At 46.3% G+C, this 11,100-nt stretch carries 11 protein-coding genes and 1 tRNA gene; 6 read left to right on the forward strand and 6 right to left on the reverse strand.

What is annotated here, in order from left to right:
- Window positions 1-112: 112 nt before the first annotated feature.
- Window positions 113-1,333, reverse strand: a complete 1,221-nt coding sequence (locus Q0101_RS03360; protein ID WP_297942326.1) for an argininosuccinate synthase — start codon at window positions 1,331-1,333, stop codon at window positions 113-115.
- Between the two features lie 88 nt (window positions 1,334-1,421).
- On the opposite strand from Q0101_RS03360, the gene Q0101_RS03365 reads away from it, so the two are divergent.
- The 4 genes from Q0101_RS03365 (at window position 1,422) to Q0101_RS03380 (ending at window position 4,604) form a co-directional block, all read left to right on the forward strand.
- On the forward strand, window positions 1,422-1,667 hold the full coding sequence (locus tag Q0101_RS03365) for a S4 domain-containing protein (protein WP_295152076.1): 246 nt from the start codon (window positions 1,422-1,424) through the stop codon (window positions 1,665-1,667).
- Window positions 1,651-2,058: a tRNA (adenosine(37)-N6)-threonylcarbamoyltransferase complex ATPase subunit type 1 TsaE gene (gene tsaE / locus Q0101_RS03370; RefSeq protein ID WP_297942328.1), complete on the forward strand. Its 408-nt coding sequence runs from the start codon at window positions 1,651-1,653 to the stop codon at window positions 2,056-2,058. Before Q0101_RS03365 ends, tsaE begins: the two co-directional genes overlap by 17 nt.
- Window positions 2,051-2,773, forward strand: a complete 723-nt coding sequence (lptB, locus tag Q0101_RS03375; protein ID WP_291937416.1) for an LPS export ABC transporter ATP-binding protein — start codon at window positions 2,051-2,053, stop codon at window positions 2,771-2,773. The genes tsaE and lptB overlap by 8 nt, the downstream gene beginning before the upstream one ends.
- Window positions 2,774-3,785: 1,012 nt before the next feature.
- Window positions 3,786-4,604, forward strand: coding sequence for an ATP-binding protein (locus tag Q0101_RS03380; protein ID WP_297942330.1), 819 nt, complete (start codon window positions 3,786-3,788; stop codon window positions 4,602-4,604).
- Between the two features lie 645 nt (window positions 4,605-5,249).
- Here Q0101_RS03380 and Q0101_RS03385 read toward each other — a convergent pair.
- The 5 genes from Q0101_RS03385 to Q0101_RS03405 all read right to left on the reverse strand — a co-directional run bounded on the left by Q0101_RS03385 (window position 5,250) and on the right by Q0101_RS03405 (window position 8,269).
- Window positions 5,250-5,984 carry an arginyltransferase gene (locus Q0101_RS03385; RefSeq protein ID WP_297942333.1) on the reverse strand — a complete coding sequence of 245 codons (735 nt, stop codon included), beginning with the start codon at window positions 5,982-5,984 and terminating at the stop codon, window positions 5,250-5,252.
- Complete coding sequence (locus Q0101_RS03390) at window positions 5,977-6,258, reverse strand: hypothetical protein (protein WP_297942336.1); 282 nt, start codon at window positions 6,256-6,258, stop codon at window positions 5,977-5,979. The genes Q0101_RS03385 and Q0101_RS03390 overlap by 8 nt, the downstream gene beginning before the upstream one ends.
- An 8-nt stretch (window positions 6,259-6,266) precedes the next feature.
- Entirely contained in the window at window positions 6,267-7,700 is a 1,434-nt protein-coding gene (locus Q0101_RS03395; RefSeq protein ID WP_297942338.1) for an acetyl-CoA carboxylase subunit A, read from the reverse strand.
- Between the two features lie 115 nt (window positions 7,701-7,815).
- A tRNA-Leu gene (locus Q0101_RS03400) sits at window positions 7,816-7,902 on the reverse strand.
- 70 nt (window positions 7,903-7,972) lie between these two features.
- Window positions 7,973-8,269 (reverse strand): HU family DNA-binding protein, encoded by a 297-nt coding sequence (locus Q0101_RS03405; protein ID WP_291937435.1) that lies wholly within the window; start codon window positions 8,267-8,269, stop codon window positions 7,973-7,975.
- A 326-nt stretch (window positions 8,270-8,595) separates the two neighbouring features.
- Here Q0101_RS03405 and Q0101_RS03410 point away from each other — a divergent pair, with 326 nt between their 5' ends.
- Together Q0101_RS03410 and Q0101_RS03415 are read left to right on the forward strand one after the other, a co-directional pair.
- A complete protein-coding gene (locus Q0101_RS03410) occupies window positions 8,596-9,273 on the forward strand; it encodes a response regulator transcription factor (protein WP_297882598.1) in 678 nt (225 codons plus the stop codon).
- Between the two features lie 84 nt (window positions 9,274-9,357).
- Complete coding sequence (locus Q0101_RS03415; protein ID WP_297942340.1) at window positions 9,358-10,032, forward strand: methionine ABC transporter permease; 675 nt, start codon at window positions 9,358-9,360, stop codon at window positions 10,030-10,032.
- Window positions 10,033-11,100 lie beyond the last annotated feature (1,068 nt).

The raw sequence follows: 11,100 nt of genomic DNA on the forward strand, positions 1-11,100 counted from the left end.
AATGAAATTTCATGAAACCTGCCCGCAGCCGCTCGCGCTTTTTCGATAAATTTTAAAATTTCGTTTTGTGAAATCTGCCCGTGCGCTTTGTCGCCGTGCGGCAAAATTTCAGCTAAAGCTTGCGTCCATTCTTGCCCGCGATGATAAATCTTAGCGCACTTAGCTTGATAAACCCGTCGCCGTCTTTTTGATTGAAAACTTTATCCTCTTCAAACGTCACAAAATCGGTATTAAACAAGCTATCGCTCTTACTTTCTCTGCCCAGCACGGTCACGTTACCCTTATAAAGCTCTAGCTTAACCTTGCCGTTTACGTGCTCTTGGGATTTGTTTATCAGCTCTTGAAGCAGCAAGCGCTCAGGGCTGAACCAAAAGCCGTTGTATATAAGCTCGGCGTAGCGCGGCATTAGATCGTCTTTTAGATGCGCCGCGCCGCGATCTAGCGTGATGCTCTCGATCGCGCGGTGAGCCTTTAGCATGATCGTGCCGCCCGGAGTTTCGTAGCAACCGCGACTCTTCATACCGACGTAGCGATTTTCTACTAGATCGAGCCTGCCGATGCCGTTTTTAGCGCCGAGCTCGTTAAGCGCGGCTAGCATCTCGTGCGGCTTAAGCGCCTTGCCGTTTAGCTTTACGGGATCGCCGTGTTTGTATTCGATCTCGATGATCTCGCTCTTATCGGGCGCATTTTTAGGACTCACGGTCCATCGCCACATATCCTCCTCAGGCGCATGGGCGGGATCTTCCAGCACCAAGCCCTCGTAGGAGATGTGAAGGATATTCGCATCCATCGAATACGGCGATTTGCCTGGCTTTGAGGCGATATCGATGCCGTTTTTCTTAGCGTAGGCAAGCAGCTTCTCGCGAGAGTTCAGATCCCATAGCCTCCACGGCGCAATCACTTTGATATCTGGATTTAGCGCGTATGCGCCAAGCTCGAAGCGGACTTGATCGTTGCCCTTACCGGTCGCGCCGTGGCTTACGGCGTCCGCGCCGGTTTTTTTCGCGATCTCGACTAGCTTTTTAGCGATCAGCGGGCGCGCGATCGACGTGCCCAAAAGATACTCGCCCTCATAGACGGCATTTGCACGAAACATCGGAAATACGTAATCGCGCACAAATTCCTCGCGCAGATCCTCTACGAAGATATTTTCCTTTTTGATGCCCAGTTTCAAAGCTTTGTTTTTGATCGGCTCCAAATCCTCATTCTGACCGATATCTGCAGTAAACGTCACCACGTCGCAGCCGTAAGTATCGCCGAGCCACTTTAAAATAATACTAGTATCTAGTCCTCCGGAATACGCCAAAACGACCTTTTTTACATCTTTTGCCATCTCAAATCCTTTACGTAAAATTTGGCGAAATTCTACCAAAAATAGTTTAATAGTTGCTTTTAAGGCAAATATCGCTAAACTCACGCCTATGAGAATCGATAAATTTTTAAACGCAGTCAATATCACCAAGCGGCGCGCCATCAGCGAAGATATGTGCAAAAGCGGCGTCGTGGCCGTAAACGGCGTCGTAGCAAAGCCCGCCAAAGAGCTTAAAATCGGCGACGTTATCACGATAAGCTTTTTAGATAGAAAACAAAGCTTTAAGGTCCTAGCCTTTCCTAGCGCGAAAAATACGCCCAAAAGCGAGCAGGCAAAGTATGTCCAAGAGCTTTGAACTCGTCTGCGGCGAGGATGAAATTTCGCGCCTCGTGCAAGCTCTGCCAAAAAGCGGCATAATCTTGCTCATCGGCGATCTTGCCAGCGGCAAAACGACGCTTGCGCGCGCGATCGTGCGAGCGCATGGGCTAGACGAGCACGTGAGCTCGCCTACATTTTCGACCATGCAAAACTACGGACAAATTTATCATTACGACATCTATAACGGCGGCTGCGAAGGGATTTTAAAAAACGGGCTATTTGAAAATTTATTTGAAGAGGGGCTTCATCTTATCGAATGGGCGGACGAAAATTTGATAAATTTACTTAAAAAATATGAGCTTGATTTTTGCGTAGTGAGGATCACGCCGCACGCGCAAGGGCGAAAATACGAGGTAAGCTATGCATAAACTGGAAGTCAGGGGTCTTAAAAAAACCATAAAAGGCACGCCGATCATCAAAGGAATCTCGCTAGAACTTTACAATGGCGAGATCGTGGGGCTGCTAGGGCCCAATGGCGCGGGCAAAACCACGACGTTTTATATGATCTGCGGGCTGATAAGCGCTAGCGGTGGCGATATCTTGCTTAATGAAAATAGCATCGCAAAGGTTCCACTTCATAAGCGCGCTAAGCTCGGCATCGGCTACCTGCCACAAGAAAGCAGCATCTTTAAGGAGCTTAGCGTTGAAGAAAATTTAATGCTCGCTGCAGAGATTACCTATAAAAATAAAGCAGAGGCCTCACGCAAAGTCGATGAGATGCTAAATCTACTCAACATCGAGCCGATCAGATTGCGCAAAGGCGTGAGCCTAAGTGGCGGCGAGCGCAGGCGCTGCGAGATCGCGCGGAGCCTGATGATAACGCCGAAATTTCTACTTTTGGACGAGCCGTTTGCGGGCGTCGATCCGATCGCTGTTAACGATATCCAAAGCATCGTGCGCGATTTAAGCGATCTTGGCATCGGCGTGCTCATCACCGATCACAATGTCCGCGAAACGCTTGCGATCTGTGACCGCGCCTACGTCATCAAAGACGGCGAGCTGTTCGCAGGCGGTACCGCAAAAGAGATAGCTAACGATCCGAATGTGCGCAAATTCTACCTCGGCGAGGATTTTAGCATCTAAGTCAGCCAGAGCGCTTTGGATTTTCACTTCCCGCTTCGGCGCGCGCATTAATTTCTGCAATTTAAATTTTACGATTTAAATTTCAAGCGAGCGGCTGCGATTAGTCGTACGCGCGACACTTGATTTAAAATTTTGCATATTAAAATTTAAAGCCACTGCCACGGCCGTACGATAGAGCGATTTGATTTTGTGCTTTAAATCTTAAAAGCAAATTTTATCGTTCGCGCCTAATTCTAAAGCTAGGGTTTAAATTTTGCACTTTAAATCTTTAAAGTAATTATGGTGGCGGAATTTGAATCTAGCGTTTAAAATTTAGCATATTAAATTTTAAAGGCGCAGTAAGGATCGGATGGCGCGTTCTATTCAAAGTTTAAATTTCACGTATTAAATTTTTAAAGAGCATATAGACTCGTTTTAAAATTTTTAAATTTCAAAGGGCGTTTTGTACACTGTAAATTTTAAATAATTTTTTGCGGCAGGTTCTCTTTTCGCGACCGCAATTTACACCCGTGGTACATAAAATTTAAATCGCATTTTAATCACACTTTGTTTAAATTAAATCAAATTTTAAAGCGTGAGGTATCTCTAAACGCGATGCCTCCGTCTGCGCACTACAATCACGCCCACAGTTTGCAAAAAATATCCACTCGCAGAATTAAATTTCAAAACGAACACAGCCGCAAATGAATTACATATGCAACGGTGCTTGAAATTACGCGCAATGCCGTCTAATTTCACGGCTAAATTCTGCGAGCGGCGGCGTAAACCAACTCGCTTCGGCTTCGACGCATCAAATTAAAAACGAGCCGCGTAAAACAAACCTCCTAGCCCGCTCAAATTTCACCGATTTTGCCGACTCGTTTAACTAAAATTGCACTTTTATTTGCTCTGCGGGTCTAAATTTCGCTCATCTTAAAGCTCGCTACGGAGTTCAAAATTTTAACCGGACGCCCCAGCGCTTTTGGTTTAAATTTTAAAATTCTTAAAATTTTGGCGAGATCAAGGAGAGATTATGAAAAAGGTTCTACTTTTGTGCGCCTTGGCGGGCGCGCTTTTTGGCCTAGAGATCGACGGATTTAGCGCACCTAGTGGTTCACTTATTACCGATGACGCTTTTTATATCGCAAATCGCGGCAGTAGTGAAGATCCACAAGAGCGCGACGGCTTCATCAGCCGTATAGTAAAAAACTCGGGTGTCGTTGAGACAAATTTTATAGACGATCTGGTAAATCCTGGCGGAATGGCGCAGATCGGCGACGTGCTCTACGTGTGCGATCTGGACGCGATCAGGGGCTTTAGCAAAGGTCAGGAGGTTTTCAATCTAAAAATCGAGGGAGCGCAGGCCTTAAACGACGTCGTAGCGCTCGGCAGCGAGGTTTTGCTCGCAAGCGATCCCGCGCGTGGGACGATCTGGCGCATCGACCTGCTCTCGCGCACCGCGGATGAGTTTGCGCGCATCGATCCATCGCTAGGCAGCCCAAACGGACTTTTGGCTAAAGGCGACAAGCTCCTGATCACCACCTTCGATCTTAGCGGAAAGGTTCCTGGGCGCGTGCTAAGCATGGATCTGAAATCTCGCGAAATTTCAATCTTTGCCGATATGAAGGGGGTTTTCTACGGCATGGCGCGCGGAAAAAACGGCGAAATTTTAGTTAGCGACTGGGGCGAGGATCTTTTAAGCGGCAAAATTTGGCGTATTGATGCAAACGGGCAGATACGCAAAATAAACCTCGGCGCGATGCAAAGACCTGCGGACATCTCAAGCGACGGCAAGGTTTTATTGATCCCAAAATCGCTGGAAAACAAAGTCGAGCTGATAAATTTGCCGTAACCGGCCGTCTTATTGCGGCTTCGCAGTTTGCTTAAATTTTACAAAATATATGCTGTATCGTGCTTTATAAGCCATCTTTTTGCGCTTCGCCGCTTACGTAGCGGCGTCGGTTGCGACGCTATAGCCGATCGCGATACCGAAATTAGGTCAATGCGGAAGCCGGTCGCAGCGCCAAGGCTAATTGCGGCAGCGTAAGAGTTATATTACGAAACCGATCGCCCTTTTTCGCGCGCACTCAAGAGTCAAGTACGCTCAAAAGCCGCGTGTGCCGTCTTGCAATATGCAAATGCTGAGCCTGCCGTAAAATTTGCAAATCCATCTGCCCTCATTTTAAATTCCATCGCCTTAAATTTCCTCGCCGCGGATATTTTCGCAGGCCGAGCGGCGCTAAATTTCAGCGCAAAATTTAACGCCCGCCGTGACTCAAAAGCCTTGAAGACTCATAACGCGCTAAATTTCAGCGCGAGATTTGACTCCGAGGCGCGCTTTTAACATACCGCGTCGTATCTGCGCGCGACCGAATTCTACGTGGCGGTACGATCTCTACCGCGCGACGTATTTATAGACTGCGGGGGCAAGCGGAGCCCATTTTTCCGCGTAGCGCGTATGTCTATTTAGGTCGCTCCTGGCGTCCGCGCGTGGAACCTATCTCTGTATGCACCCCTCCCACACAGCGGGGACGTCTAGCTCTGTGTATGAGTTTAAAATTTCATACGGCTCGTAGCTAAATTTATACGCCAGGCTCGGGCACTGCTTCACCGCGTAGCCCAAATATATCCAGCGCAGCCCCAAATCTTGGGCGAACTCGATCTGTTTTAAAAGCGAAAATTTACCCAGACTTAGATGCGGCAGATACGGATCGTAGTAACAATACACCGAGCTAATGCCGTCATCCACGATATCGATGAGATCGACGCAGATAAGCCGCCCGTCCTCGCCGTAGTAAGAAATTTCTTTGCCGAAGTCGCCGTGACCCTGGACGTAAATTTCATCATATCGCTCAAAATCGATCTCTTGCAGAGGCCAGCCCTTTTTTAGATGCATGTAGTCGTGATAGAGCGCAAAAAGCTCCAAACGCGCATCGTTTAAAAGCGGGCGAGATTGCCATACATAGGCGGTCGTGCGATTATTTTTATAGACGCGGCGGTACGATCTGCTAAATTTAAAATTTGAAGCATCGACGCGCAAGCTTTTACACTCCGCGCAGGCTGCGCAAACGGGCTTTTGAAAATACCTGCCGAAGCGGCGGTAGCCGTGCTGCACTAAGTTTGAATTATATTCGAAGTCGCAGTCTTTTATGTAGAGATACTCGCTGCGTGCGGCTTTGCCGCCTAGATAGGGGCAGGCAAAATCCAGCGTACAAAATGGAATTTCAGTCATTCAGCTTTTTGATATTCGCCGCGTCCACGTATTTTAAAAACTCGTCTTTGAGGCGCTTTTCGCGTGCGGCGATGCTCTCTTTGGCTGCGTCGAATTCCTCCGCGTCGCCGTCTAGGACGCCCCCGCTTTGCAGACCCGAATCGTCATCTTTAAAAATATCTTTAAACTCGTCGCGATTTGGATTAGGTTTTTTGGGCTTTTTGGGCGCGAAACTTGCCGCCTTGTCCTTAAGCATATCCTTTTTTATATCTTTTAGGCTATCTAAAAAATCCATGCTCTTTCCTAAATCCGCGCCGATTTGCGCATCGCAGCGATGATGGCGGCGATCGCTTCGTTTTTATTCGGCTGCATATCGTCGATGGTGTTTTCTAAAATTTTGTCTAAATTTTTCTCTACGTAGCTCGTATCGAAAAAGCCAAGCCGGAATTCGCGCGATTTGCTGATGCTAAGCAAAAACGGAATGATGGTGCGCACTCCCTCGATGCGAAACTCCTTCAGCGCGCGCTCTAGTTTATTGACGGCCAGGTCGTAGTCGGTGGTTTTGATGATTAGCTTGGCTAGAAGCGAGTCGTAAAACGGCGGAATTTTATAACCTTTGTAGATGTGGCTATCGACGCGCACGGAAGGACCAAGTGCTGGATAATAATCGCTAACGGTGCCGGGAACGGGGGTGAAATTTTTCCAGACGTTTTCGGAGGTAATACGCGCCTCGATCGCGTAGCCGTGCGGCTTAATGTCGCTTTGCTCAAGCTCTAAAATTTCGCCGTTTGCGATGCGGATCTGGCGTACGACGAGATCGACGCCCGTAACTTCCTCGGTAATGCCGTGCTCGACCTGGATGCGGGTATTCATCTCCATAAAATAGAAGTTGTTGTAATCATCGAGTAGAAATTCCACCGTGCCGACGTTTGTGTAATTCACCGCTTTTGCCGCGGCTACCGCAGTCGTACCCATCGTCTTACGTAGATGCTCGCTTATCGAGGGGCACGGCGCAATCTCGATAATCTTTTGGTGGCGGCGCTGGATAGAACAATCGCGCTCGCAAAGGTGAATGATGTTACCGTAATTGTCGCCGATGATCTGAAACTCGATGTGGCGCGGCTTGACGACGAGTTTTTCCATAAAAATTTCATCGTTGTTAAAAAAGGTCTTCGCCTCCCTCGTGCACGAGTCGTAGGCACTCTCCATATCTTTCTCTTCCCACACCTCGCGGATACCGCGTCCGCCGCCGCCGCCGCTAGCCTTTAAAATCACGGGATAGCCGATCTCGCGCGCATATTTTTTGATCGTATCCATGCTCTCGTGATTGAGCTTTTCGGTGCCGGGCACGATCGGAATGCCGTTTTTGCGCATCAGGTAGCGAGCGATGTTTTTGTTGCCCATTTTGCGAATAACGTCGGGTTTCGGACCGATGAAGATGATCCCCGCGTCCTCCACCTCCTTTGCAAAGTCAAAATTCTCGCTCAAAAAGCCGTATCCAGGATGTATCGCATCAGCGCCACACTCTTTGGCGACTTCGACGATCTTTTTGGCGTCCAGATAGCCTTTTAGCGCGTCGGCGCTGACCTCGTAGGCCTCATCGGCGATTTTTACGTGCAAGCAATCGATGTCGGGTTTGGTGTAGATCGCGACGCTTTTAATATGCAGATCTCTGCAGGCCCTAATGATGCGAACCGCGATCTCGCCGCGATTGGCGATAAGAATTTTACGTATCATAAATAATTGCCTCTTTTAAAGAAATACCGCGGTAATAATAGTATAAAAAATTTTATAGCAAGTTGAAATTCATGAAAGGCGGTTGAAATTCCGGATAAAATTTAAAGAATATTTATGGTGCCCGAGGTCGGAATCGAACCGACACGAGGTCGCCCTCGCCAGATTTTGAGTCTGGTGCGTCTACCAATTTCACCACTCGGGCATTTTGAAAAGCTATGATTGTATAAATTTAAAAAAGATAAGCCCCGAAGACGGGGCTTGGAGCAAGAAAATTATTTTTTCTTCTTGCCTTTTGCAGCTGCAACAGCCTCTTTTAGCTGTTTGCCGACTTTAAATTTTACTACTTTAGTAGCAGGAGATTTGTAAGTTCTGTTTGTGCCAGGAACTTTACCCTCGCGAGCTGCACGCTCTGCGATGCCGAAAGATCCGAAGCCGATGAAGCTTATATCATCACCTTTTACCAAAAGCTCTTTGATAGCCTCAAGTGCAGAATCAACTACCTTAACGGTATCTTTTTTAGAAAGACCTGCCTTATCGGCAACTACTTGGATAAAATCAGCTTTTTTCATGCTAATCCTTTAAAATAAAGTGGTTTGGGCGGTATTCTACAATAGTTTCGCAAAAAATACAATAGTTTTTTAAGAAAAAAACGCAAAAATCGGCAAAATTTAGCCGAATTTAGCCCAAATTCGTCAATTTTTCAGATTTTGTTTCTTTAAATTTCAAAATTTCGCCATATTTTTGGAGCTTATTTTTGAAATTTTGCCAGATTTCAAAAAATTTCAAGATTTTACCCCTTCTCGCCTCATTTTTATAAAATTTCGCCCCAGCCTGCCGCTTTAAAATATATAAACTATATTTTGTTATAATCCGCGCAAAATTTCAAAGGCTTTTTATGACTAAAATTTTAATGATAGAGGACGATTTAGAACTCGCCGAAATTTTAAGCGAATATCTGCAACAATACGATATTGATATCACCGTCGCGGACGATCCGTTTTTGGGGCTTTCTAAGTTAAATTTAGAAAATTTCAACCTCGTGATTTTAGATCTCACGCTTCCCGGGATGGACGGGCTTGAGGTCTGCAAAGAGATCCGCAAAAACACCGATATACCGATCATAATATCAAGCGCCCGCCACGATCTGACCGATAAGATCAACGCTTTTGACTTCGGCGCGGACGATTATCTGCCAAAGCCCTATAATCCGCAAGAGCTTTTAGCGCGCATCAAACGCCACATCGAGCGCTACGACATAAACTCGCTCCAGCGTGCCGCCAAGCCCAAAAAAGATCTCGAAGTGGATGATTTCCGCCACGTCATCAGCTTCAAAGGACAGCCCCTCTCGCTCACTATCGCCGAATACGACGTGCTTTCGTATCTCATCAAAAAGGAAGGCGGCGCAATCACTCGCGAGGAGCTCATCTACAACTGCAGCTCCATAAGCGAGGAATCCTCGAGCAAAAGCATCGACGTCATCATCGGTCGAATCCGCCTAAAGCTTGGCGAAACATCCAAGGCGCCTAGCTACATCCACGCCATCCGCGGCGTGGGCTATAAGCTGATACAATGAAGCGGGCTCGCGCCGTCAATTTTAAAATTTAAAATGGTGAAAAGCCCAATATAGCGCAAGCAAGCACAAAAGGAAAGGACATAAATGATAGAGTGGATACAAAATTTTTTTAGCGGAGTGATTCCGAAGCTGCTGCTAAACGCGACGCTGGGGACGTTGTATATGACCTTCGTAAGCACGGCTTTGGCGTTTATTTTGGGGCTCGTGCTTGCGATCGTGCTCATCCTTACGCGTCGCGGCGGGCTGTGCGAAAACCGCATCGTTTACGCCGTGCTGGACGTCGCGATAAACACGCTGCGAAGCTTCCCGTTTATAATTTTGCTGATCGTGCTCTTTCCGCTTACGAAGCTTCTTGTCGGCACGAGCATCGGCACGACCGCGGCAATCGTGCCGCTTACTATCGGCTCGGCGCCCTTTATCGCGCGGCTCATCGAAAGTGCGCTGCTAGAGGTCGATAGCGGCGTGATCGAGGCGGCGAAGAGCTTCGGCGCGAGCAAGACGCAGATCATCTTCCGCGTGATGTTCGTCGAGGCACTGCCTAGTATCATCGGCGCGATTACGCTCACGCTCATCGTCATCATCGGATTTACGGCGATGGCTGGTACGGTCGGCGGCGGTGGGCTCGGCGACGTGGCGATCCGCTATGGCTTTCAGCGCTTCCGCCCCGATATAATGGCATACACCGTCGTGATCCTGATCGTACTCGTGCAGATAATCCAAAGCATTGGAAATTTACTCTATAAAATTACGAAAAAGTAGGCTTAAATCCATAGCTTAACGAGATATCAAATATTTTCTATTAGTATAAAATTGCAAAAAAGTAGATCTTAAACTTATAGACCGTTCGTTTGTATAGCCTGTTTTGCTAAACTGTAAAATTATAAAAAAGGTAGGTTTGCAACGCTATGAATACCGCTTGAAATTCTATATTGTAAGCAGTTAGATTTTTGCCTGTCGTCAAGGTTTAAATTTAAGGCTTTGTGTAGCTAAAGCAAAGCTTGTGCCGAGATTTGTTTTGCGTAGAGTAAGCTTTATTTTTATAACAGGTCGCATCTTTGAAGCGAACGATCGAAACTGCGCTGGGTAATTTTAAAATTCGCAGGCAAGATTTAGGCGCAGAATTTTAAAATTTAATTGCCTAAAATTTAAAATTTAGCCCAAACCTTAATGAGAAGCGTGTTGAAATTTGAAATTCTAAAGCACGGAATTTTAAAATTTTAAAAATTTAGACCTTACGAAATTTTGCTTATAAATTCTAAGATAAGCAGTTTTAAAATTTTATAATTTTAAGTTTTGCAAGATCTTTCTTATACAATTTCACTTTTACTTCGAAATTTCGTAGCTACTTTTAAAATATAAAGCGTAGGATATAAATAAAAGGCACCAGCCTTAGCAATAAAAGCCAATAATGATGGTATTGCCGCTTTGATAAGCTTTTTTGGCTTTGGTAAAAGAACCTAAGATTACGCCAGTTCTTTAAGCATAAGGCAGACTATGAAATTCCTCTGCGAATTGAGCCTAAATTCTTTCGTATCGCAGAATTTTAAAGAGGCATAGAAAGCGTAGAATTTTATGAATTATCTTGCGGCGCTTGCGGTAAAATTTTATGCGGGCGGATACGGCGCGTTTAATAAGATCATTATCTGCATAAGAGCGAAGCTATGAAATTTATCTAGTGCGTAGCATCTAAATTTAAAAAGGGGCGAGAAATCTCTCGCCCCTGAAATTTTAAGTATAGGATTTGATTTTATAGATGTGTGAGCTAGGGCTTGCTTGCCTCTTAAAATTTAAAACATAATCTCAAATCCTGCATTGATAGCACCGCCT

Origin of the sequence: uncultured Campylobacter sp., assembly GCF_937921625.1 — a bacterium.
In the GTDB taxonomy this organism is placed as follows: Bacteria; Campylobacterota; Campylobacteria; order Campylobacterales; family Campylobacteraceae; genus Campylobacter_B.

What these genes read in the sequence shown, in the direction of transcription:
- lptB (WP_291937416.1), top strand. Translation starts at nt 2,051, where the DNA reads ATGCATAAACTGGAAGTCAGGGGTCTTAAAAAAACCATAAAAGGCACG.
- Q0101_RS03360 (WP_297942326.1), bottom strand. Translation starts at nt 1,333, where the DNA reads ATGGCAAAAGATGTAAAAAAGGTCGTTTTGGCGTATTCCGGAGGACTA.
- Q0101_RS03390 (WP_297942336.1), bottom strand. Translation starts at nt 6,258, where the DNA reads ATGGATTTTTTAGATAGCCTAAAAGATATAAAAAAGGATATGCTTAAG.
- Q0101_RS03415 (WP_297942340.1), top strand. Translation starts at nt 9,358, where the DNA reads ATGATAGAGTGGATACAAAATTTTTTTAGCGGAGTGATTCCGAAGCTG.
- Q0101_RS03365 (WP_295152076.1), top strand. Translation starts at nt 1,422, where the DNA reads ATGAGAATCGATAAATTTTTAAACGCAGTCAATATCACCAAGCGGCGC.
- Q0101_RS03395 (WP_297942338.1), bottom strand. Translation starts at nt 7,700, where the DNA reads ATGATACGTAAAATTCTTATCGCCAATCGCGGCGAGATCGCGGTTCGC.
- Q0101_RS03405 (WP_291937435.1), bottom strand. Translation starts at nt 8,269, where the DNA reads ATGAAAAAAGCTGATTTTATCCAAGTAGTTGCCGATAAGGCAGGTCTT.
- Q0101_RS03380 (WP_297942330.1), top strand. Translation starts at nt 3,786, where the DNA reads ATGAAAAAGGTTCTACTTTTGTGCGCCTTGGCGGGCGCGCTTTTTGGC.
- tsaE (WP_297942328.1), top strand. Translation starts at nt 1,651, where the DNA reads ATGTCCAAGAGCTTTGAACTCGTCTGCGGCGAGGATGAAATTTCGCGC.
- Q0101_RS03385 (WP_297942333.1), bottom strand. Translation starts at nt 5,984, where the DNA reads ATGACTGAAATTCCATTTTGTACGCTGGATTTTGCCTGCCCCTATCTA.
- Q0101_RS03410 (WP_297882598.1), top strand. Translation starts at nt 8,596, where the DNA reads ATGACTAAAATTTTAATGATAGAGGACGATTTAGAACTCGCCGAAATT.